At 68.9% G+C, this 22,416-nt stretch carries 22 protein-coding genes and 1 tRNA gene; 10 read left to right on the forward strand and 13 right to left on the reverse strand.

Going from position 1 to position 22,416, the window contains the following annotated elements:
• Positions 1 to 134: 134 nt before the first annotated feature.
• A complete protein-coding gene (locus tag SH922_RS19605; protein ID WP_393059232.1) occupies positions 135 to 1,307 on the forward strand; it encodes an acyl-CoA dehydrogenase family protein in 1,173 nt (390 codons plus the stop codon).
• Between the two features lie 163 nt (positions 1,308 to 1,470).
• Here the strand turns inward: SH922_RS19605 and SH922_RS19610 are convergent, their stop codons facing one another.
• From SH922_RS19610 to SH922_RS19625, 4 genes are all read right to left on the reverse strand, one after another.
• Complete coding sequence (locus tag SH922_RS19610) at positions 1,471 to 1,815, reverse strand: rhodanese-like domain-containing protein (protein ID WP_393059233.1); 345 nt, start codon at positions 1,813 to 1,815, stop codon at positions 1,471 to 1,473.
• A gap of 48 nt (positions 1,816 to 1,863) precedes the next feature.
• On the reverse strand, positions 1,864 to 2,832 hold the full coding sequence (locus SH922_RS19615) for a J domain-containing protein (RefSeq protein ID WP_393059234.1): 969 nt from the start codon (positions 2,830 to 2,832) through the stop codon (positions 1,864 to 1,866).
• Between the two features lie 104 nt (positions 2,833 to 2,936).
• The gene (locus tag SH922_RS19620; protein ID WP_393059235.1) at positions 2,937 to 4,388 is read right to left on the reverse strand and encodes a DUF2252 domain-containing protein; all 1,452 of its coding nucleotides are present in this window, start codon (positions 4,386 to 4,388) and stop codon (positions 2,937 to 2,939) included.
• A 115-nt stretch (positions 4,389 to 4,503) separates the two neighbouring features.
• The gene (locus SH922_RS19625) at positions 4,504 to 4,851 is read right to left on the reverse strand and encodes a winged helix-turn-helix transcriptional regulator (protein WP_393059236.1); all 348 of its coding nucleotides are present in this window, start codon (positions 4,849 to 4,851) and stop codon (positions 4,504 to 4,506) included.
• A gap of 124 nt (positions 4,852 to 4,975) precedes the next feature.
• Here SH922_RS19625 and SH922_RS19630 point away from each other — a divergent pair, with 124 nt between their 5' ends.
• The gene (locus tag SH922_RS19630; protein ID WP_393059237.1) at positions 4,976 to 5,587 is read left to right on the forward strand and encodes an FMN-dependent NADH-azoreductase; all 612 of its coding nucleotides are present in this window, start codon (positions 4,976 to 4,978) and stop codon (positions 5,585 to 5,587) included.
• 302 nt (positions 5,588 to 5,889) lie between these two features.
• On the opposite strand, the gene SH922_RS19635 is transcribed toward SH922_RS19630, so the two are convergent.
• Positions 5,890 to 5,972 (reverse strand) — tRNA-Leu (locus SH922_RS19635).
• A 314-nt stretch (positions 5,973 to 6,286) separates the two neighbouring features.
• On the opposite strand from SH922_RS19635, the gene SH922_RS19640 reads away from it, so the two are divergent.
• The 6 genes from SH922_RS19640 to pknB all read left to right on the forward strand — a co-directional run bounded on the left by SH922_RS19640 (position 6,287) and on the right by pknB (position 14,396).
• Positions 6,287 to 7,195 carry an FhaA domain-containing protein gene (locus SH922_RS19640; protein ID WP_393059238.1) on the forward strand — a complete coding sequence of 303 codons (909 nt, stop codon included), beginning with the start codon at positions 6,287 to 6,289 and terminating at the stop codon, positions 7,193 to 7,195.
• 10 nt (positions 7,196 to 7,205) lie between these two features.
• Positions 7,206 to 7,721, forward strand: a complete 516-nt coding sequence (locus SH922_RS19645) for an FHA domain-containing protein (RefSeq protein WP_266780367.1) — start codon at positions 7,206 to 7,208, stop codon at positions 7,719 to 7,721.
• Between the two features lie 129 nt (positions 7,722 to 7,850).
• Positions 7,851 to 9,347 carry a Stp1/IreP family PP2C-type Ser/Thr phosphatase gene (locus SH922_RS19650; protein ID WP_393059239.1) on the forward strand — a complete coding sequence of 499 codons (1,497 nt, stop codon included), beginning with the start codon at positions 7,851 to 7,853 and terminating at the stop codon, positions 9,345 to 9,347.
• A gap of 23 nt (positions 9,348 to 9,370) precedes the next feature.
• On the forward strand, positions 9,371 to 10,780 hold the full coding sequence (locus SH922_RS19655; protein ID WP_393059240.1) for an FtsW/RodA/SpoVE family cell cycle protein: 1,410 nt from the start codon (positions 9,371 to 9,373) through the stop codon (positions 10,778 to 10,780).
• Entirely contained in the window at positions 10,777 to 12,240 is a 1,464-nt protein-coding gene (locus tag SH922_RS19660; RefSeq protein ID WP_393059241.1) for a penicillin-binding transpeptidase domain-containing protein, read from the forward strand. The genes SH922_RS19655 and SH922_RS19660 overlap by 4 nt, the downstream gene beginning before the upstream one ends.
• Positions 12,241 to 12,407: 167 nt before the next feature.
• Complete coding sequence (gene pknB, locus SH922_RS19665) at positions 12,408 to 14,396, forward strand: Stk1 family PASTA domain-containing Ser/Thr kinase (RefSeq protein ID WP_393059242.1); 1,989 nt, start codon at positions 12,408 to 12,410, stop codon at positions 14,394 to 14,396.
• 76 nt (positions 14,397 to 14,472) lie between these two features.
• Here the strand turns inward: pknB and SH922_RS19670 are convergent, their stop codons facing one another.
• Genes SH922_RS19670 through SH922_RS19695 form a run of 6 tightly spaced genes read right to left on the reverse strand, consistent with a single transcriptional unit; the run spans position 14,473 to position 18,995 of the window.
• Positions 14,473 to 15,201, reverse strand: coding sequence for a class E sortase (locus SH922_RS19670; RefSeq protein WP_393059243.1), 729 nt, complete (start codon positions 15,199 to 15,201; stop codon positions 14,473 to 14,475).
• A 34-nt stretch (positions 15,202 to 15,235) separates the two neighbouring features.
• Entirely contained in the window at positions 15,236 to 16,621 is a 1,386-nt protein-coding gene (locus SH922_RS19675) for a class E sortase (protein ID WP_393059244.1), read from the reverse strand.
• Complete coding sequence (locus SH922_RS19680; RefSeq protein ID WP_393059245.1) at positions 16,618 to 17,256, reverse strand: aminodeoxychorismate/anthranilate synthase component II; 639 nt, start codon at positions 17,254 to 17,256, stop codon at positions 16,618 to 16,620. The genes SH922_RS19675 and SH922_RS19680 overlap by 4 nt, the downstream gene beginning before the upstream one ends.
• Positions 17,253 to 17,435: a hypothetical protein gene (locus SH922_RS19685; RefSeq protein WP_393059246.1), complete on the reverse strand. Its 183-nt coding sequence runs from the start codon at positions 17,433 to 17,435 to the stop codon at positions 17,253 to 17,255. Before SH922_RS19685 ends, SH922_RS19680 begins: the two co-directional genes overlap by 4 nt.
• Positions 17,436 to 17,491: 56 nt before the next feature.
• On the reverse strand, positions 17,492 to 18,202 hold the full coding sequence (locus tag SH922_RS19690; protein WP_393059247.1) for a class E sortase: 711 nt from the start codon (positions 18,200 to 18,202) through the stop codon (positions 17,492 to 17,494).
• A 25-nt stretch (positions 18,203 to 18,227) separates the two neighbouring features.
• Entirely contained in the window at positions 18,228 to 18,995 is a 768-nt protein-coding gene (locus SH922_RS19695) for a DUF881 domain-containing protein (protein WP_393059248.1), read from the reverse strand.
• Between the two features lie 141 nt (positions 18,996 to 19,136).
• Here SH922_RS19695 and crgA point away from each other — a divergent pair, with 141 nt between their 5' ends.
• Entirely contained in the window at positions 19,137 to 19,391 is a 255-nt protein-coding gene (crgA, locus tag SH922_RS19700; RefSeq protein ID WP_393059249.1) for a cell division protein CrgA, read from the forward strand.
• 319 nt (positions 19,392 to 19,710) lie between these two features.
• Here crgA and SH922_RS19705 read toward each other — a convergent pair whose 3' ends face one another.
• Positions 19,711 to 20,610: a rhomboid family intramembrane serine protease gene (locus SH922_RS19705; RefSeq protein WP_393059250.1), complete on the reverse strand. Its 900-nt coding sequence runs from the start codon at positions 20,608 to 20,610 to the stop codon at positions 19,711 to 19,713.
• Positions 20,611 to 20,764: 154 nt separating this feature from the next.
• Positions 20,765 to 21,292 carry a peptidylprolyl isomerase gene (locus SH922_RS19710; RefSeq protein WP_393059251.1) on the reverse strand — a complete coding sequence of 176 codons (528 nt, stop codon included), beginning with the start codon at positions 21,290 to 21,292 and terminating at the stop codon, positions 20,765 to 20,767.
• A 381-nt stretch (positions 21,293 to 21,673) separates the two neighbouring features.
• On the opposite strand from SH922_RS19710, the gene SH922_RS19715 reads away from it, so the two are divergent.
• Positions 21,674 to 22,399 carry a DUF5324 family protein gene (locus SH922_RS19715; RefSeq protein WP_393059252.1) on the forward strand — a complete coding sequence of 242 codons (726 nt, stop codon included), beginning with the start codon at positions 21,674 to 21,676 and terminating at the stop codon, positions 22,397 to 22,399.
• The last annotated feature ends 17 nt before the right edge of the window (positions 22,400 to 22,416 follow it).

Genomic DNA, 22,416 nt, shown 5'->3' on the forward strand with positions numbered 1-22,416 from the left:
CCGGCACCCCGCACCCCCACGCCACCCCACCCCACCCGGACTGTTCCCTTCTTGTAGAACCTGTTCTATCTTGACGCTCCGTCAGGTCCGGGTACGGCTCATACGGCTACAGCGGTTCGCGGGAGGCCAGGACAGTGGACTTCACCTTCACCGAGGAACAGCAGGCAGCCGTCGAGGCGGCACGGGCGGTCTTCTCGGGCGTCGCACTCGATGCGGTGCCCAGCCCCGCGCTCGTACCAGGGGCGGTGGCCGAGGACATCGACCGGCCGCTGTGGGCCGCTCTCGCCACCGGCGACCTGCTGAGCCTGACACTGGCTCCGGAACACGGCGGGGCGGGCCTCGATCTGGTCGCGCTCTGCCTGGTGCTCCGCGAGTCCGCGAAGGTTCTTGCCCGGGTTCCGCTGCTGGAGACGTGCGCGGTCGCCATGGCGCTCCAGCGTCACGGCGACAAGGGCCTGGCAGCCGAACTGCTGCCCCGCATCGGCCGGGGGGACCTGGTCCTCACTGTCGGCGCCAACGGCCGCACCGGCCACGACCCGGCCGAACTCGCCGTCACCGCACGGCCGGACGGCACCAGCAGCGGCACCGCCGCCGGGACGGACTGGGTGCTCGACGGCGTGCAGTCGGGGGTGCCGTGGGCACAAACCGCGGACTGGATCGCGGTGCCCGCCCACACCGGCCACACCCACACCGGGGACGGCCGCGCCGTGCTGGCCCTGGTCCGCCAGGACGACGACGGTGTCACCATCGCCGAGCAGGTCTCCACCAACGGCGAACTCTTCGGCGAGGTACGGCTGGACGGGGTTCGGATCGAGGCCCGCCGGCTGATCGACGCCGCGGGCGCCTGGGAGTGGCTGCGCTCCCTGCTCACCACCGGAACGTGCGCGCTCGCGCTGGGTCTCGGTGAGGCCGTGCTGGCCATGACGAGCCAGTACACCGGCAAGCGCGAACAGTTCGGCTTCCCCGTGGCGACCTTCCAGGCCGTCGCCGTGCAGGCGGCGGACCGCTACATCGACCTGCGGGCCATGGAGGTGACCCTCTGGCAGGCGGCCTGGCGGATCGCAGTCGGCGGGACCGGAGCGCTGCCACCGGCAGGCGATGTCGCGGTGGCGAAGATCTGGGCGTCCGACGGGGTGCGCCGGGTCGTGCAGACGGCACAGCACCTGCACGGCGGCTTCGGCGCGGACACCGACTACCCCTTGCACCGTTTTCACGCGTGGGCGAAGCAGATCGAGCTCTCGCTCGGTCCGGCAGCGGCACACGAAGAGGCCCTGGGCGACCTGCTGGCCGCACACCCCCTCGACTGACACCACCCCGGGCAGCCACGAGGGCACGAACCCGGGACACCTGCCGCGCCCGGGACGACAAGGCCCGCCCTACGCCGAAGCCCGGGCCTCTCGACGAGGACCCGGGCCGGCCGAACAACAACAGCGAAGAGCAATCAGAGAACAGGAACAGCGAACAGCGAGGTCAGGCGACGAAGGCGGGGGCGCCGTTGTCGGTGACCATGGGGCGTCCCGCACCGTCCCAGGCGAGCATGCCGCCGTCGATGTTCACGGCATCGATCCCCTGCTGCACCAGGTACTGGGTGACCTGGGCGGACCGGCCGCCGACCCGGCACATCACGTGCACGCGCCGGCCGTCCTCCACCGCTTCGGTCAGCTCACCGAACCGGCCCACGAAGTCACTCATCGGAATGTGCAGGGCGCCGTCGACATGCCCGGCCGCCCATTCGTCGTCCTCCCGGACGTCGAGCACGAAGCCGTCCGCCGGCACCGCCGTGACGTCGACCGCGGGAAGCGGGGCGAAATTCATGGGTCATGCCTTCTCTCGTTTAGATGCGCACTGAAGTCACCGGAAACGCTAATGCACCAGACCCGCCAGCTCGGTCTCACGCTGTGATACCTCGCCGAGCAGTTGCTCGGCGATCTCTTCCAGCAGGTGATCCGGATCGTCCGGTGCCATCCGCAGCATGGCGCCGATCGCGCTCTGCTCCAGCTCCTGGGCGAGCACCGTCAGCAGTTCCTTGCGCTGGGTCAGCCAGTCCAGCCGGGCGTAGAGCTCGTCGGCCTCGCTGAGCTCCGCCTCGGGCAGGACCGGCCCGGCCGCCCACTCCTGGGCCAGCTCCTTGAGCAACGCCTCGTCCCCACGCCCGTATGCGGCGTTGACGCGGGTGATGAACTCGTCCCGGCGGGCCCGCTCGTTCTCGTCCTGGGCGAGATCCGGGTGGGCCTTGCGCGCCAGTTCGCGGTACAGCTTGCGCACCTCGTCGGTCGGCCGGACCCTCTTCGGCGGCCGGACCGGCTGCTCGGTCAGCATGGCCGCCGCCTCGGGGGACAGCCCGTCGGAATCGATCCAGTCGTGGAACAGCTCGTCGACCCCCGGCATGGGCATCACCATCGACCGCGCGTCCTGCGCCTTGCGCAGATCCTCGGGATCGCCCGTTCTGGCGGCCCGCGCCTCGGCGATCTGCGCGTCGAGCTCGTCGAGCCGTGCGTACATCGGGCCCAGCCGCTGATGGTGCAGCCGGGAGAAGTTCTCGACCTCGACCCGGAACGTCTCGACCGCGATCTCGAACTCGATCAGAGCCTGCTCGGCCACCCGCACGGCATGCGCCAGCCGTGCCTCGGGACGCGCCTGCTCAGTGGTCTCGCCTGCCGAGGCCGCATCGGCTGCCGCACCAGCCGTCGCACCGGCGGCATCTCCCGCAGCGCTGTCGCCGCCGTCGGCGGACACAGCGGCAGGGGAGCCGGGCTGCTCGTCCTGCAAGGCGTCGTCCTGCCGGGCATCGTCGTTCCGGGTGGTCGGCACCCCGGGGGCTTCGTGGGTCACCCGTCCAGCGTATGGCCACGGCCCGCGTACCGAGGACACGCGGTCATCACAGCAGGCCCCGCACCCCCCGCACAGCAGACCTCACACCCCCCGCACGGCAGACCTCACACCCCCTGCTCAGCGGCTATCCGCCCTGCACCGATGGCCTGCACCAGCTCCGCGTGATCCGCCTCGGTACGGTCCGCATACGTCACCGCGAAGGCCGCCACCGCCTCGTCCAGCTCGTCGTTCTTCCCGCAGTACCCGGCGATCAGCCGCGGATCGGCGCTGTGCGCATGAGCCCGCGCCAGCAGCGCGCCGGTCATCCGGCCGTAGTCGTCGACCTGGTCGGCCGCCAGCGCTGCCGGGTCGACGCTGCCTTTACGGTTCCTGAACTGCCGCACCTGGAAGGGCCGGCCCTCCACGGTCGCCCAGCCCAGCAGGATGTCGCTGACGACCTGCATCCGCTTCTGCCCGAGCACCACCCGGCGCCCCTCGTGCCCCACGTCCGGCACATCGAAGCCCACGGCGGGCAGATAGGGCGCCAGCACCGACGGCCTGGCCTCCTTGACCTGCAGGACCAGCGGCTCACCCCGGTGATCCAGCAGCAGCACCACGTACGACCGGGTGCCCACGCTCCCCGTGCCGACCACCCGGAACGCCACATCGTGGATCGCGTACCGGGCCAGCAGCGGGACCCGGTCCTCCGAGACGGTGCCCAGATAATCGCCCAGCCCCGCCGCCACGGCTGCGGCCTCCGCGTCCGGCACCCGGCGCAGCACCGGGGGCGCGTCGACGAACCGGCGCCCACCGTCCCCGGAATCCTCCGTGGACTTCGCGGCGAAGCGGGCGCTGGTGTTGTTGCGCGCCTTCTCCGACACCCGCTCCAGGGTGCCCAGCAGATCCCGCGCGTCCGTGTGCGAGACCAGTTCCTCGTCGGCGATGGCGTTCCACGCGTCGAGCGCGGGCAGCCGTGCCAGCAGCCTCATGGTCCGCCGGTACGCGCCCACCGTGTCGTACGCGCCCCTGCGGCAGGTGTCCTCGTCCGCACCGGCCTCGCGGCCCGCGAGCACCAGCGAGGTGGCCAGACGCTTGAGGTCCCACTCCCAGGGGCCGGCCACGGTCTCGTCGAAGTCGTTCAGGTCGATGACCAGGCTGCCCCGGGCGTCGCCGTACAGCCCGAAATTCGCCGCGTGCGCGTCACCGCACAGCTGGGCGGCGACTCCGGTGACGGGCGTACCCACCAGGTCATGGGCCATCAGGCCCGCCGAGCCCCGCAGAAAGGCGAACGGCGTGGCGGCCATCCGCCCCACCCGTATCGGTGTGAGACCCGGCACCCGGCCCTGATTCGACTCCTCGACCGCCCGCACCGCGTCGGGCCGCCCCTCAGGCAGAACCAGGGAGCTGTGGGAGGAGCGGGGCACGTGCCGGCGCAGAGCCTTGCCGGCATCCCTCGGCGACAGCGGTGCGCTCCGGTCCTCCGGGTCCGCTCGGCGGGCGAACCCGGGCACGACCGGAATGCGCGCACCGTCCTTCGCAGCCCGCTGCGCCGGCACCGTCGCTTCGATCTCGCTCATGGCGTGCAGCCTCCCCCGACCGCACCCGGCGCCGCCGTCGGCGTCCGGCGTCCCGGTCCAACATCAACTGCCGAAGACGGTACCGCTGTCCACCGATCCCCCGCCCGGACTCCGGCTAACAGCCACCGAGGTCGTTCTTCAGGTGGGTTTCGGCCCAGGCCCCCAGTTCCTTGAGCGCGGGTTCCATAGCCGCACCGGCCTGCGTCAAGCGGTACGACACCCGCAGCGGCGGCCCCTCGTCGACCTCGCGGACCACCAGGCCCGCCGCCCCCAGTTCGGTCAGCCGGTCCGAGAGCATGCGCTCGCTGATGCCGGGAATGGCCCGTCGCAGGTCTGCGAAGTGCACGGGCTGTTGCATCAGTACGGAGACGATCGGCCCCGTCCAGCGCTTACCGAACAGCTCGAAGACGCGGCTGATCCCCACGTCCACCCGCCTGCACGCCTGCTCGCTGTGATCCGCCATATGCCCAGAGTACTGCGCGAGAGTTGGGTGCTTACTATTTGTAAGCCACTATGTTATTACTAGGTACGCACGAAATATCGGGCCCTCGCACCGCCCCGCCCCTCACCGAACCGTGGAGACCCTCATGGCCACCCTGCTGCACCTCGATTCCGCCGTCTTCCCCCAGGGCTCCGCGTCACGCGAGGTCACCGCCGCCTTCGTGCAGACCTGGCGCGAGCAGCACCCCGACGGGAAGGTCGTCTACCGCGACCTCGCCGCCGAACCCCTGCCGCATCTGAACGCCGAGGCCGTCGGAGCCGGAGCCGAGCACCCGCTGCGCGGCGAGCTCGCCGCGGAACTTGCCGCCGCGGACGCGGTTCTGATCGGCGCCCCCATGTACAACTTCACGATTCCGTCGACGCTCAAGGCATGGCTCGACCACGTGATCATCGTCGGCCACAACGTCGGCCCCGACAGCCCGGTGGCCGGCACCCCGATCACCGTCGTCGCCAGCCGCGGCGGCTCGTACGCGGCGGGCACCCCGCGCGAGGACGCCGAGTTCGTCCAGAACTATCTGGGGAAGCTGTTGACGTCGATGTTCGCCGCCGAGGTCGACTTCATCGTCCCGGAGCTCACCCTGGCCCACACCAATCCGCAGATGGCCGAGCTCATCCCGCTCGCCGACTCCTCCCGCGCCAAGGCGCTCACCGACGCCTCGGAGAAGGCCAAGGCCCTCGCTTCCCGCCTCGCCGCCTGAGACCGCCCGAGACGAGCCGGTGCGCCCCGAGACACAGGGCGCGGAAGACAGGAAGGGCCGGGGTCCGCAGACCCCGGCCCTTCCTGTTCGGCACCCCGGCTTGACCGCGGCTCCCCCGAAAGCCCCCGAAAGCCCCTGAAAGCCCCTGAAAGACTGTGAAGGCCGCGAAGACCCACGAAGGCCTGCGAAGACCCATGAAGGCCCGAATCGGGCGTTTCACGTGAAACCAAACCCTCAGGCAGCCACTCGACCCCAAACTGAAGAAGCCCCACAGGCCATTGGCCTGTGGGGCTTCCTTCTTGTGCGCGAGGGGGGATTTGAACCCCCACGTCCCTAAGGACACTGGCACCTGAAGCCAGCGCGTCTGCCGTTCCGCCACTCGCGCATGAGTGGTGTTTCCAGACTCTCACTTGTGTGGTGAGCGCCTGGCGACAAACGGAAGATTAGCACGCTGGACAGGGTGGATTCACATCCGTTTGTTTCGCCGAACGTCCGGAGGGAACCGGGAACCCGGAGCCGCCGCCCCCCACTCCTCCTGAGTGCACCCAAGGTGCGGGACACTGTCAGGAGGCCGCCTCTACGATCCGTGTGAGGGGGGACACTCATCCACAGTGCAGACAAGGGGAACCAGCCGATTTCCCGACGCGTGGATACGATCAGTAAGCAGTACAGGGACGACGACACCGGAGGAGGTGCCCCATGGGAGTCATGAAGCGTTTCGAGCAGCGTCTCGAAGGTCTGGTCAACGGCACCTTCGCCAAGGTGTTCAAGTCCGAGGTCCAGCCGGTCGAGATCGCCGGCGCCCTCCAGCGGGAGTGCGACAACAACGCCACCATCTGGAACCGAGAGCGGACCGTCGTCCCCAACGACTTCATCGTGGAACTCAGCGCCCCCGACTACGAGCGCCTCAGCCCGTACTCCGGCCAGCTGGGCGACGAGCTCTCCGGGCTGGTCAGGGACTACGCCAAGCAGCAGCGGTACACCTTCATGGGACCCATCAAGGTCCACCTGGAGAAGGCGGACGACCTCGACACCGGCCTCTACCGGGTGCGCAGCCGCACCCTGGCGTCGAGTTCGTCACAGCAGGAGCAGCACGGACAGCCCGGCCACCAGCCCGGCCAGCAGGGATTCCCCAACCACCCGGGACAGCAGGCCGCACCGCCCGCCCGCCCCGGACACGGACGCTCCCAGGCCCCCGGTGGCTACGGCTACCCGCCCAGCTCCCCCCCGCCCATGCCCGCGGCCCCGCCGCCGGGCGCCAGGCACGGCGGAGCCCCAGGACCCGACCGGCGTCCGCCGGCCACCCCCAGCCCCCTGCCGAACACGCAGGTGCGACGCTGGATCGAGATCAACGGCACACGTCATCAGATCTCCCGGCCGACGCTGGTGATGGGACGCAGTACCGACGCCGACGTGCGGATCGACGACCCCGGCGTCTCCCGCCGGCACTGTGAGATCAGGACCGGAACGCCCTCGACGATCCAGGATCTCGGGTCTACCAACGGCATCGTGGTAGACGGGCAGCACACAACCCGCGCTACGCTCCGCGACGGCTCGCGGATCGTCGTGGGCAGCACCACCATCGTTTACCGGCAAGCCGAAGGGTGAAGCGGGGGCAATGTCAGAGCTGACCCTTACGGTCATGCGGCTAGGATTCCTGGCTGTTCTGTGGCTATTCGTGATCGTGGCCGTCCAGGTCATTCGAAGTGACCTGTTCGGAACGCGCGTCACTCAGCGCGGCTCACGCCGCACTGCTGCTGACGCACGGCCTCCACAGGCACGCCAGACCGCTGCGGCACCGCCGCAGCAACGCCAGCAGCCCGGCCGCCAGCGCCGGGGAGCACCGACCAAACTGGTCGTGTCCGAGGGGACGCTCACCGGCACCACGGTGGCTCTCCAGGGCCAGACCATCACGCTGGGCCGGGCCCATGATTCAACGATCGTGCTGGATGACGACTATGCGTCCAGCAGGCATGCCAGGATCTACCCCGACCGTGACGGCCAGTGGATCGTCGAGGATCTCGGGTCCACCAACGGCACGTATCTGGACCGGACCCGTCTCACCACCCCGACGCCTGTTCCGCTGGGCGCGCCGATCCGGATCGGCAAGACCGTCATCGAGCTGCGGAAGTAGTACGACAATGAGCGAGCGGAGCGAGCGAGCCGCGGTGGCCCGGGCATCGAACCCGGCCGGGCTCCCGACCGGAGGGTGGGCAGTGTGGCTCGAGACCGGCTGTACCCCGAACCGACGGGCGAGGTGCGCATGAGTCTTTCCCTGCGCTTCGCCGCCGGATCGCACAAGGGCATGATCCGCGAGGGCAACGAGGACTCCGGCTATGCCGGACCGCGTCTGCTCGCCATCGCCGACGGCATGGGCGGCCAGGCAGCCGGTGAGGTCGCCAGCTCCGAGGTGATCTCCGCGCTCGTCCAGCTCGACGACGACGTGCCCGGCTCCGACATCCTCACCTCGCTCGGTACGGCGGTCCAGCGGGCCAACGACCAGCTGCGCATGATGGTCGAGGAGGACCCCCAGCTGGAGGGCATGGGCACCACGCTCACCGCGCTCCTTTGGACGGGCCAGCGCCTCGGCCTCGTACACGTCGGTGACTCGCGCGCCTATCTGCTGCGGGACGGCGTCCTGACACAGATCACCCAGGACCACACCTGGGTGCAGCGGCTGGTCGACGAGGGCCGGATCACCGAGGAGGAGGCCACCACCCACCCGCAGCGCTCCCTGCTGATGCGCGCGCTGGGCAGTGGCGACCACGTCGAGCCCGATCTCTCCATCCGTGAGGTCCGGGCCGGCGACCGCTATCTGATCTGCTCCGACGGGCTCTCCGGCGTCGTCTCCCACCAGACGATGGAGGAGACGCTCGCCAGCTACCAGGGCCCGCAGGAGACCATCCAGGACCTCATCCAGCTCGCCCTGCGCGGCGGCGGTCCGGACAACATCACCTGCATCGTCGCCGACGTCCTCGACGTGGACGGAAACGACAGCCTGGCCGGTCAGATCAACGACACCCCGGTCATCGTCGGAGCCGTCGCGGAGAACCAGGCCGCCCAGCTGAACGACGGCGGCGCCATGGAGACCCCCGCCGGACGCGCGGCCGGCCTCGGCCGCCCCGTCCCGCCGCCCGCGGGCGGCTTCGGCCCTCCCGGCAGCGGTGACGACGTCGGCTACGACGGAATGCCGGACGGGTCCTTCGGGTCCTACTCCGACGACGACTTCGTCAAGCCCGGCGGCCGCAAGTGGCTCAAGCGGTCCCTGTACCTCGTGCTCGCCCTGGCGGTCGTCGGCGGCGGTCTGTACGGCGGCTACCGCTGGACCCAGACCCAGTACTTCGTCGGCACGAAGAACGACAACGTCGCGCTGTACCGGGGCATCAGCCAGGACCTCGCATGGGTCTCGCTCTCGAAGGTCGAGACGGACCACCCCGAGATCGAACTCAAGTACCTCCCGCCCTACCAGCGCAAGCGGGTCGAGGCGACGATCGCCGAGGGCAACCTGGCCGACGCCCGCCGGAAGATCACCGAGCTCGCCACCCAGGCCACGGCCTGCAAGAAGGACGCACAGCGCCGCGCAGCCGAGAAGAACGCCCCCAGCGACGAGGGCCAGGCCGGCGGTACGGACACGGACGCCGCCAAGACGTCCGCGACGTCCGGCACCACCAAGACCAAGCAGACTTCAGCGACTCCCACTCCCGGTCCCAGCCTCTCGGAGGAAGAGAAGAAGCTGGTCCCGCAGTGCGGTAAGCAGTAAAGCCGTAGGGGGCCTTCAGCACCATGAGCGTTGTCACCAACACGACCACGATCGGCGCGATCGACGCACCGAGCCGGCGCAACACCGAACTGATGATGATGGTCTTCGCCATCGCCATCTCGGTGTTCGCCTACGCCAACGTGGGGCTTGCCATCGACGGCAAGATCCCGTCCGGCATGTTCGGATACGGGGCGGGGCTCATCCTGCTCGGCGGCGTCGCGCACCTCGTGGTGCGCAAGTTCGCCCCGTACGCGGACCCGCTGCTGCTGCCTCTGGCGACCCTGCTCAACGGGCTGGGGCTGGTGCTGATCTGGCGGCTGGACCAGTCGCAACGGCTGATCGACCGTGCCGAGTACCTGTATGGGTCGTACAGCCCGGATGCTCCCAAGCAGCTCCTGTACTCGGCGATCGGTGTCGCTCTCTTCGTCGCTGTACTGATGATCCTCAAGGACCACCGCATCCTCCAGCGCTACACCTACATCTCGATGGCCGCGGCGCTGGTCCTGCTGGTCATCCCGATGTTCTTCCCCGCGGTGAACGGCGCGAAGATCTGGATCAGCCTCGGCCCGTTCTCCATCCAGCCGGGTGAGTTCGCCAAGATCCTCATCGCCATCTTCTTCTCCGGATACCTCATGGTGAAGCGTGATGCGCTGGCCCTGGCCAGCCGCCGCTTCATGGGGCTGTACCTCCCGCGCGGACGCGACCTGGGCCCGATCATCACCATCTGGGCCCTCTCGATCCTGATCCTGGTCTTCGAGACCGACCTCGGTACGTCCCTGCTGTTCTTCGGCCTGTTCGTCGTCATGCTGTACGTCGCCACCGAGCGCACCAGCTGGATCGTGTTCGGTCTCGCGATGTCGGCGGCCGGCGCGGTGAGTGTCGCGTCCTTCGAGCCTCACGTGCAGGACCGTGTGAACGCCTGGCTCGACCCGTTCTCCAAGGCGACGATGGCGCAGAGCGACCAGATCGCCCAGTCCCTCATGTCCTTCGGTTCCGGCGGCACACTCGGCACCGGACTGGGCCAGGGCCACTCGGACCTGATCATGTTCGCCGCCAACGCGGACTTCATTCTCTCCACCGTCGGCGAGGAACTGGGGCTGGCCGGAATGATGGCCGTCCTGCTGATCTACGGTCTGATCGTCGAGCGGGGCGTCCGCACGGCACTCGCCGCCCGCGACCCCTTCGGCAAGCTCCTGGCGATCGGCCTCTCCGGCGCCTTCGCGATCCAGGTCTTCGTGGTGGCCGGCGGTGTCATGGGACTCATCCCGCTGAGTGGTATGACCATGCCGTTCCTCGCCTACGGTGGTTCGTCCGTTCTGGCCAACTGGGCACTGATCGCCATCCTCATCCGGATCAGCGACACCGCCCGCCGCCCCGCCCCGGCCCCCGCTCCTTCCTCCGACGCCGAGATGACCCAGGTGGTCCGCCCGTGAACAAGCCCCTGCGCCGGATCGCGATCTTCTGCGGAATCCTCATCCTCGCCCTGCTCGTCCGCACCAACTACCTCCAGTACGTGAAGGCCGACGAGCTCAACACACGCGACGAGAACCGCCGCGTCCGCATCGAGCGGTACGCGAACGAGCGCGGCAACATCATCGTGGACGGCGGAAAGTCGGTCACCGGGTCCGTCGAGACCAAGAGCGGCGACTTCAAGTACAAGCGGGTCTGGCAGAACGGCCCCATGTGGGCCCCCGTCACCGGCTACTCCTCGCAGGCCTTCGGCGCCACGCAGCTCGAAAGCATCGAGGACGGCATCCTCACCGGCAACGACGACCAGCTCTTCTTCGACCGCACGATGTCGATGTTCACCGGTGACAAGAAACAGGGCGGCAACGTCGTCACCACGCTCAACAGCGCCGCCCAGAAGGCCGCTTTCGAGGGACTCGGCAACAAGAAGGGCGCCGTCGCCGCCCTCGACCCGCAGACCGGCGCCATCCTGGCGCTCGCCAGCACCCCCTCGTACGACCCCTCGACCTTCGCGGGCAACTCGGACAAGGACTCCAAGGCCTGGCAGAAGCTCCAGAAGGACAAGGACAAGCCGATGCTCAACCGGGCATTGCGCGAGACCTACCCGCCCGGCTCGACCTTCAAGGTCGTCACCGCGGCCGCCGCTCTGGAGAACGGGCTCTACACCGACATCGACGCGGCCACGAAGTCGCCGCTGCCCTGGCGCCTTCCGCTGACCACCGGGAAGCCCCTGGCCAACGAAGGCAACATCCCGTGCGAGAACGCCTCGCTCCGGGAAGCACTGCGGATGTCCTGCAACACCGTCTTCGGCAAGATCAGCGATGACCTGGGCAACCAGAAGATGATCGACGAGGCCGACAAGTTCGGCTTCAACGAGGAGATCTTCACCCCGGTCCGCTCCGCCGCGAGCATCTACCCCAAGGACAACCGCCCGCAGAACGCCATGGCCGGCATCGGGCAGGCGTCCAACCGTGCCACCCCGCTCCAGATGGCCATGGTGGCCGCCGCGGTCGCCAACGACGGCAAGCTGATGCAGCCTTACATGGTCGCCAAGCGTCAGTCGCCCGGCCTGGACGACATCTACACCCACGAGAAGGAGCAGCTCAGCCAGCCGCTCTCGGGTGAGAACGCCCAGAAGCTCCAGCAGATGATGGAGACCGTCGTCGACTCCGGCACGGGTGGGAACGCCAAGATCCAGGGCGTGACCGTCGGCGGCAAGACGGGTACCGCACAGCACGGCCTCAACAACAGCGAGAAGCCGTACGCCTGGTTCATCTCGTACGCGAAGACCGACAGCGGCTCCCCCGTCGCCGTAGCCGTGGTCGTCGAGGACAGCAAGGCCCTTCGCGACAACATCTCCGGTGGCGGCCTGGCCGCCCCCATCGCAAGGGCGGTCATGAAGGCAGTCATCGACAGCGAGAAGTGACGCCGCTCACACCGGGCGCCGTATCTGCACATTGGGATACCGGTCAGGTATCAGGTATTGCCTGCGGGCTGATCACGTAGTGCGCGGCCGGTAGCGTATGCGCGAACAGCACACCGCCGGACCGCACACCGGTGCGGTCAGGACTGACGGAGAGGGCTGGAACAGTTATGGAAGAGCCGCGTCGCCTCGGCGGCCGGTACGAGCTGGGCTCGGTGCTCGGCCGTGGTGGCATGGCCGAGGTCTACCTCGCTCACGACACCCGGCTCGGCCGCACCGTAGCTGTGAAGACGCTCCGGGCGGATCTCGCCCGCGACCCGTCCTTCCAGGCCCGGTTCCGCCGTGAGGCCCAGTCCGCCGCCTCGCTCAACCATCCGGCGATCGTCGCGGTCTACGACACCGGTGAGGACTATGTCGACGGGGTCTCGATCCCGTACATCGTCATGGAGTACGTCGACGGGTCGACGCTCAGGGAACTTCTGCACTCCGGTCGCAGACTGCTGCCCGAGCGCACCCTCGAAATGACCGTCGGGATCCTCCAGGCGCTGGAGTACTCGCACCGCGCCCAGATCGTCCACCGCGACATCAAGCCGGCGAACGTCATGCTGACGCGCACCGGCCAGGTCAAGGTCATGGACTTCGGCATCGCCCGCGCCATGGGCGACTCCGGCATGACGATGACCCAGACCGCGGCCGTCATCGGCACCGCCCAGTACCTCTCCCCGGAGCAGGCCAAGGGCGAGCAGGTCGACGCGCGCTCCGACCTGTACTCCACCGGCTGTCTGCTCTACGAGCTGCTGGCCGTCAGGCCGCCGTTCGTCGGGGACTCACCCGTCGCGGTGGCCTACCAGCACGTGCGGGAAGAGCCTCAGCCGCCCAGCAACTTCGACCCCGAGATCACGCCCGAGATGGACGCGATCGTGCTGAAGGCCCTCACCAAGGACCCCGACTACCGCTACCAGTCGGCCGACGAGATGCGTGCCGATATCGAGGCCTGCCTCGACGGTCAGCCGGTCGCGGCGACCGCGGCGATGGGCGCGGCCGGTTACGGCGGCTACGGCGGTTACGACAACGACCAGCCCACCACCGCCCTGCGGGCCGCGGACCAGCACGGCGACCGGACGTCGATGCTGCCGCCGGTCAACCCGGACGACGGCGGCTACGGCTACGACGACCGCCCCGACCGCCGCCGGCAGAAGAAGGGCAACACCTCGACGATCCTGCTGGTCATCGCGGGCATCCTGGTGCTGGTCGGCGCGATCCTCATCGGCAAGGCGGTCTTCGGCGGCGACGGCGACAGCGGCGACGGCACGTTCAAGGCGCCGAACATGGTCGGTTCGACCATCAAGGAAGCGCGGCTGCTCGCGGACAACACCAGCACCATCCTCAAGCAGGGCCCGAAGGAGGAGTGCGAGGAGCAGCCCGCGGGCAAGATCTGCCGGCAGACGCCGTCGAAGGACCAGACGGTCTCGGAAGGCGACACCATCACGGTCTTCGTCTCCAGCGGTGCGCCGAAGGTCAGCGTCCCGGACGTCACGGAGAAGTCCGAGGAGAACGCGCGCAAGGTCCTCGAAGACCAGGGATTCACGGTCACCGTCAAATCGGTCGAGTCCTCCGCGGCCCAGCCAGGCACCGTCGTGGACCAGTCCCCGAAGGGCAACGCCAAGGCCGAGAAGAACTCCGAGGTCAAGCTCTCGATCGCGACGGAGAAGCTGATTCCGATCCCGCCTGTGACCGGCCGTACGTACGACGCCGCGGTCGCTCAGCTCACCGGAAACGGCTTCACGAACATCGGCAAGTCCGAGGTCGACAACGACAAGCCCGCGGGTGAGGTCGTCGGCCAGAACCCGGAGCCCGGCCAGAAGGTGGGCAAGGACACCGCAATCATCCTCCAGGTGTCCAAGGGCCCGACGCAGCCTGCGACCGTCCCCGTGCCCGAGGTCAGGACCAAGAAGGTGTCGGAGGCCAAGCAGTTGCTGGCCCAGTCCGGCTTCACGAACATCCAGTTCGCGGAGGGCAGCTCACCGGACGACAACGCCATCGTCACCGGCATCGACCCGCAGCCGAACACGCAGGCCGACCCGGCCACCGCCGTCATCACGCTCACCACCATGGGCGGAAACGGGAACGGCCTGCTCGGCGGGAACAACGGCCACTAGCCGGCAGTCACGGCACAGCGCAGGGCCCCGGTCACCTCATCGGTGACCGGGGCCCTGTCGCTTGTCGGCGCCCGTCTCAGCGCAGCTCCGCCGGCTTCGTACGGTCGCGGTCGACCTTCTCCGTACGCACCAGCTCGCCCCACACGATGTAGCGGTACTTCGACGTGAAGACGGGCGTGCACGTCGTCAGCGTGATGTAGCGGCCGGCCTTCTTCGCACCCGAGCCCTTCGGGACCGCCTGGAGCACGTCGACGTTGTACTTCGACGTCTCGGGAAGCTCCTTGAAGACCTTGTAGACGTACCAGGTGTCCTTGGTCTCGAAGACGATCGCGTCCCCGGTCCGCACCTTGTCGATGTTGTGGAACTTCGCCCCGTGGCCGTCCCGGTGGGCGGCCAGGGTGAAGTTGCCCTCCTTGTCGGAGGGGAGCGCCGACTTCACCGGATCGGTGTAGTAGCCGGCGATGCCGTCGTTGAGGTTCTCGGTGTCGGTGCCCTTCTTGACGAGCACCTCGCCGTTCTTCATCGAGGGGACGTGCAGGAAGCCGATGCCGTCCTTGGTGTCCAGCGCGCCCGGGCCGCCGGCCCAGCGGTCGCGGACGGTGTGGCCCTGCTTGGTGGCCTCGCGGTCGGCGAGCACGTTCGTCCACCAGAGGGAGTAGACGACGAAGAGCCCCAGCACCAGGCCTGTGGTGATCAGGAGTTCGCCGAAGACACTGACCGCAGTCGCGACGGGATGACGGCCCCTGGGCCGCGTCGGCGGCGCAGACTCACCGATCTGCTCTTCGTCCTCGGTCCTCGCTGCCACCGCACCGCCCCTGTCGTGATGTCGTTCGGCCCGCTCAGTCCAGGAGCGCGTCGGGCTTTCCCTTGCTACGCGGCCGTTCGTCGACCATCTTGCCCCAGACGATCAAACGGTACGTACTCGTGAATTCGGGCGTACAGGTCGTCAGGGTGATGTAGCGGCCGGGCTTCTTGAACCCCGACTGCGGCGGAACCGCCCCGATGACCGACACGTTGGACGGCGAGGTCTGGGGAAGGACGCTCGTCATCTCGTACGTGTAGTAGGCCTCCTGCGTCTCCACCACGATCTTGTCGCCGGGGGTCAGCCGGTTGACGTAGCGGAAGGGCTCGCCGTGCGTGTTGCGGTGGCCGGCCAGGGCGAAGTTGCCCTGCTTGTCCGAGGGCATCGCCGTGCGCAGTGGTTCCTCGCCGTAGTGCCCGACCATTCCTCGGTCGAGGACCTTCTCCTTGCTGATGCCCTCGGCGATCGGCGTGACCACGTCGAGTTTCGGGATGTGGATGATGGCGAAGCCCTCACCCGGCGCGAAAACGCCCGGGCTGCGTTTGCCCTTGGCCCAGTCGTCCTGGATCTTGTGCGTCTCCTGGCCGGCGATCTGATCGGCGCGCACGTTCGTCCACCACAGCTGGTAGGTGACGAACAGCAGCATCAGAACGCCCAGCGAGATGAACAGCTCGCCGACCACCCGGCTGACGACGACCGCGGGGCTGTCCTTGGCCGCCTTGGCGGCCCGGCGCGCCTCGACGCGCGACATCGGCTTCGGGGGTGTGGCGCCCGCACCATCGGCCCCCGCCGTCGCGGCCTCCGACGCCACGTCGCCGCGCCTGCGCCCCCGGCCCTTCGCCGCCCGGCGCCGCTCGGCCCGCCCGCCGGTGGACGGGGTGGAGGTGTTCGGTTCCTCGGCGTCCCCGGGACCGGAATCCCGATCGCGGTCCGGGTGCGGACGGATCGTCGTCACCGGCAGGACCGCCGTCACCGCCTCGTCGGCGACGACTATGCGCCGGGGTTCCGCCTTCCGCAGCGCGACGGTCTCGTCGTGGCGGGGCAGCGGCTCGGCGGGTGCGACGGGCGGCGCGGCGACGGGCGGAACCTGCGCGGGCTCCTGATGGCCGTACCAGTCCCGTTCATAGCCCTCGGGGTCGTACCACTCCCGCGGAGGGTCCTGGGCCGCCTGCGGCCCGTGTGGCGCCTGCGCCGACGCCGTCCCGGTGCCGGGTTCCGCCGCCGTGCCGCCGTCCTCGGGCGCCGGCGCCGCGGGCGTGCTCTCCGCCCGGAACCACGGCGACGCGTGGCGCCCCGGCAACGGGTCGTTCAGCGGGTCCGCCAAGTGGTCGACCGCCGCCTCGAACGCGCCCGCGGCCTCGAACCCACCCGGTTCGTACGGGCCGTCCCGTCCGGCATCGGAACCGTGGCGGGGTGGCGTCACGCGGCGGCCTTGCCCACCACCGGCGCGAGTCCCGCCGACCTCTCGACGGCTCCGGCGTCACCGCACTGCGCCAGCCAGTTCGCCAGCATCAGATGGCCGTGCTCGGTGAGCACCGACTCCGGATGGAACTGCACTCCCTCGACCGCCAGCTCCCGGTGGCGCAGCCCCATGATGATGCCGTCGGCCGTCCGAGCGGTGACCTCCAATTCCTCGGGGACCGTGTCCGGCTCGGCGGCGAGCGAGTGGTAGCGGGTCGCCGTGAAGGGTGAGGGCAGGCCGGCGAAGACGCCCCTGCCCTCGTGGAGCACCGGGGACGTCTTGCCGTGCAGCAGCTCGGGGGCGCGGTCCACCACGCCGCCGTACGCCACCGCCATCGACTGCATGCCCAGGCAGACACCGAAGACCGGAACACCGGTCGCCGCACAGTGCCGCACCATGTCGATGCAGACGCCCGCGTGCTCGGGGGTGCCGGGTCCGGGCGAGAGCAGGACGCCGTCGAATCCGTCCTGGGCGTGGGCCGTGGTCACCTCGTCGTTGCGAAGCACCTCGCACTCGGCGCCCAGTTGGTAGAGGTACTGGACGAGGTTGAAGACGAAGCTGTCGTAGTTGTCCACGACCAGGATGCGGGCGCTCATCGGACGGCCCCCATCGCGTTCGTTCCGTCCACCGTCACATCGCCGAACGGAAGCAGCGGCTCCGCCCACGGGAAGACGTACTGGAACAGGACATAGACGACCGCCAGGGCGAGCACGAGCGAAATGATCCCTCGCACCCACGCGTTGCCCGGCAGATGCCGCCAGATCCAGCCGTACATGCTGACCCCTCCATTCGGTACGGGACCAGACTAGAGCCTGCCCCGAGAGCCGTGGGTCAGCTGTGGAAAGCCGCGGGCCTGCCCTTGGTCACGGGCTGGGTCGCATCAAGGTGCGCCCAGGCGATCAGCCGGTGGCTGCTGCCCCATTCGGGATCGCAGGTGGTCAGTGTCAGATAGCGGCCTGGCCCGTCGAAGCCGGACTTGCGTGGAACCGGGTCGATGACGCCCACGTCGCTGGGCACGGTCCGGTAGGGCTTCTTGTCGATGCGGTACGTGAACCACGTCGTCCCGTCCGTCAGGAGCACCGCGTCACCGGGGCGCAGCTTCGGGAAGTCCTTGAACGGATCGCCGTACGTGCGCCGGTGCCCGGCCACCGCGAAATTGCCGGTCGCACCCGCCGCCGCGGTCCCGCGGTAGTGCCCGAGCCCCTTCTGCAGGGTCTTGACCTTCGTGTTCTCCAGGACGGGCCACTCCCAGCCCTTCCCGAAGCGGGGTATGTAGAGCATCGCGAACGGCTTCCCGTCGCGATACGCCTTCGGAGCGGGCGCCGGGGCCGTGGGCTTCGGGGTCCCCGCGGATCCCTGTGGCGCGGGTGTGGCCACCGCCCCGTGCGCCCACTGGTTCTGCAGGTCGTCGATCTGTCCCTCGGTCGCACCGGCGGCCTTCACCCCGGTCCAGAACAGGACGTACACCACAAAGAGGATGATCAGGGCACCGATGGTGATGCACAGCTCGCTGAACGTCCTGACGATCAGTCGCACCGACAACGGTCGGCCTCCCCGCAGCTGCTCGCTACTTCACCGGCTCCGCATAGTGGAGATCCACTGTGCCCGAGTAGCCGGGAAGAGTCACCGCCCCGTACTCGTCGACTTTCCAGCCGAGCCCGTACGCCTTCACGTACAGCAGGTAGTTCTGGATAGCCGGGGAGGCGTCGAGGGCCCCCTTCAGCTTTCCGGGATCACCGACGGCGGTGATCTTGTACGGCGGCGAGTAGACCCGCCCCTGGAGGATCAGGGTGTTGCCGACGCATCGCACCGCACTGGTGGAGATCAGCCGCTGGTCCATGACCTTGATGCCGCGGGCGCCGCCCTGCCACAGGGCGTTGACGACCGCCTGCAGGTCCTGCTGGTGAATGACCAGGTCATTGGGTTGCGGATCGGGGTACCCGGGGCTCGCGGTGGCGTTCGGCGGGGCGTCGTCGAGCGTGACGGAGACCGCGCTGCCGGAGAGCTTCGCGGTGCCTGCGGCGCGTTCCAGCGCCTTGAGTTTGGCGTCCTCCGCCTTGGTGCTGCCGTCGTCGCGCTGGGCGAGGGTGTCGATCTCCTCGCGCACGGAGGCGGCGGACTCGTCCAGGGAGGCGTTCTTCTCGCTGCGTTGCTGGATGAGGTCGGAGAGCTTCAGCAGCGAGGAGTCCGTGCGGATATTGGTGCCCTTGGCGGTATTGGCACTGGTGACGAAGATGAGGCCGGCCAGGGCGAAAACGGCAGCGGTGAGCACTTTGGCCGGATGCCGGAAGGTGCGCCGGACCGGCCCTGGGGGAGAGTCGGCAGAATTGCTCAACGTACCCTTATCTCCTTAGGCGCCACGGAAGCACTACGCTAACGGACGCCCGGGGGAGGCAGCATTCCCCCTCGCGCCCAGCCCCGGCGCCAGCCACAGTTCCCTGCGCGGTCACGCAGCGCATCGACAGGAGAGTTCCTCGTGCCGAAGTCACGTATCCGCAAGAAGGCCGACTTCACGCCCCCTACGGCGAAGCAGGCAACCAACATAAAGCTGACCAACCGCAGTTGGGTGGCGCCGGTGATGCTGGCGCTGTTCCTGATCGGTCTGGCCTGGATCGTCGTTTTCTACGTGACCGACGGCGACCTGCCGATCAAGTCGCTGGGGAACTGGAACATCGTCGTCGGCTTCGGCTTCATCGCAGGCGGCTTCGGCGTCTCGACCCAGTGGAAGTAGCTCCGAAGACCGCTTAGGACCACAGCGGGCACCCGTCCCGCAACCCCTGCCCTGAGTTACCCACAGCGTTATCCACAGGCGGGGGAAAAGGTCAGACGATCTGTGGATAACTCCTCGGCCGTTGACGCCGGTGTGACTGCAGCCACCCCTCGAAGCGGGCGGCACGCCCCTTGTCCTAGCTGGGGAAAGCTGGAGAATCCCAGCTCAGCGACAAGGGGCGCAGTTATATCCGCAGAATGCACAAGATCACGTGCACGCTGTGGACAACTTCGATCACAAACAGTCCATACCGGGCTTGCTGCTTGCGTGGCCTCGCCACTTATGTCAACGAGGCCGTTCTGGCGACCACGATCAGGACCACTACGGCCAGGGCCACGGCACAGGTGCCGTACTGCACGAGATTCCGCCGCTCACGTGGCGCGTGAACCATGCCGATCGCGATCAGCGCGCCCGCGATCAGCCCCCCGACATGTGCCTGCCAGGCGATTCCGCCCCAGGGGTTGAAGGTGATGACCAGGTTGATCGCCAGGAGCATGAAGACCGGGCGCATGTCGTAGTTCAGCCGGCGCATCAGCACCACAGTGGCGCCCAGCAGGCCGAAGATGGCTCCCGAGGCGCCCAGCGAGGGCTGGTTCGGCGCGGCGAGCCAGTAGGTCAGAGCGCTGCCCGCCAGCCCGGAGAGCAGATAGAGCGCGAGATAGCGGGCGCGGCCGAGCGCCGCCTCCAGCGGGCCGCCGAGCCACCACAGCCCCAGCATGTTGAAGGCGATGTGCCACACCTCCTGGTGCAGGAACATCGACGTCACCAGCCGGTACCACTGGCCCTCCGCGACGCCCTCGGGTGGGCCGCCGTCGTAGTAGACGGCCCGGCCCAGCAGCGCCAGATCGTTGGCCAGTGCTTCGTTGGCCAGCACCGCGACGAACACCGCGACGTTGATCCCCAGCAGGATCTTGGTGACCAGGCGGGGGTCGGCCGCGACCGTGCCGCCGGCGAGCGTGCGCGGCCGGCTGGCGGCCGGGTGGTGTCCCGTACCGGACCCCTGGCGCACACAGTCCGGGCACTGGAAGCCGACCGAGGCGCTGACCATGCAGTCGGGGCAGATCGGGCGGTCGCAGCGGGTGCAGCGGATCGCCGTGCCACGGCCCGGGTGGCGGTAACAGCTGACCGGACCGTCGACAGGCGGGGTCGGCTCCTGGCCGCCCGGCGGCTGCTGGTCCATCGGTCCCATCACTCCCGGTCCCCTCTGTCCTCGTCGTGGCAGAGCGCACACGGCACCGCCCTGCACGTCCGCTCTCATACTCAAGTACGGACAGACAGGGCGGTTGGTTCCCGAAGGGAAGGCCGGAGAGTGACCGAACGGTGACGGCAGGCGATCAGCGCTTCTCGACGACGACCGACTCGATGACCACGTCCTGCACCGGGCGGTCGGTGCGGTCGTTGGTCTGAGTGGCCGCGATGACGTCCACCACCTTCTGGCTCGCCGGGTCCACCACCTCGCCGAAGATGGTGTGCTTGCCGGTCAGCCAGGCGGTCGGCGAGACCGTCACGAAGAACTGCGAGCCATTGGTGCCCGGGCCCGCGTTGGCCATCGCCAGCAGGTACGGCTTGGTGAAGGCGAGGTCGGGGTGGAACTCGTCACCGAACTCGTAGCCGGGACCACCGGTTCCGTTGCCCAGGGGGTCGCCGCCCTGGATCATGAAGCCGCTGATGACCCGGTGGAAGACGGTGCCGTCGTAGAGCCGGTCCTTGGACTTGGCCCCGGTCGCGGGGTGGGTCCACTCGCGCTCACCGGTGGCGAGCTCGACGAAGTTCTTGACCGTCTTGGGCGCGTGGTTCGGCAGAAGCCGGATCTCGATGTCGCCCTGATTGGTCTTCAAGGTGGCGTAAAGCTGCTCGGCCACGATCTGCCTTCCGTAAGTCTGCTCTGACGTCAACCGATCCTCGCACGGACCTCCCCGCCCGGCGCCCGGCCCGACTGCGACGCACGAACCCAGTGCACCGATACGCCCCCCTTCAGGGCCGCCCGCCTGCGGGTTCTCCGCCGGTCGCCGGAAGCGGCGCCGGAACACATGCGGCCAAGTGCGCGACGAACCGACGCGTGGCGGGCCGAACCGTGGCATTGTCGTCGGCAGGCTCCCCTTGCACCTGCTTGCCCCGAGGCATCCCTGATGGCCTGAATGACCCGGATGCCCGCCCCACGTGCCGCACAGGTCCCCTGCAGGCATGATCTCGAACTGGGTGGAAAGGCGGAGTACCTACCCGCCACCAAGGAGGAGGATCCCGTGACCCGCATCGACAGCGTGCGCGCCGCAACCGACTCGGCGAGGGACAGCGTGCAGCACGCCGCGGTAGTGGTGGCGCCCTACGCCGACTCGGCCAAGGAACAGGCCGTTCACTATGCGCACGAGGCTCGCACACTGCTCGCGCCGAAGGTGTCGAAAGCAGCTCAGCAGGCCCGTGTCCAGTACGACGCACACCTCGCACCACGTCTCGAACTCGCCCTCGCACACGTGCCCCCCAAGGTCGACGAGGCTGCGCAGCGCGCCGCGCTGCGCACCCGCCAGGCCGCCCGGAGCGCTGCGGACTACACCGTCCCCCGCTTCGAGCACGCCATCGCCACCGCGCAGCCCGTGGCCGAGGAGGCCACGGCCCGCAGCGCGGCCGCACTGGCCGCTCTGCGCGGGCAGGTCACGGCGAAGGAGATCAGGAAGCTGGCCCGCAAGCACGAACGGCGGGCCAAGTGCGGCCAGGCGTTCAAGGGGCTGGCCGTGGCCGGCCTCCTGGCGGGCGCCGCCTACGCCGCCTGGCGGTGGTGGGACAAGCAGGCCAACCCCGACTGGCTGGTCGAGCCCCCCGCCCCCACCGAGGTCGACGACCGTGACCCGCTTACCTCGGTCGACGGCAGCGGCCAGACGATCCTGGATCCGGAGGTCCGGGCCAAGCAGTCCGACGCGGAGGCGGAGGGACTGGACGCCCCGGACGGACAGGACCCGGACGACCGCCCCTGACCAGCTGCCGGCTTCCG

Source organism: Streptomyces sp. LN549 (assembly GCF_043203805.1).
In the GTDB taxonomy this organism is placed as follows: Bacteria; Actinomycetota; Actinomycetes; order Streptomycetales; family Streptomycetaceae; genus Streptomyces.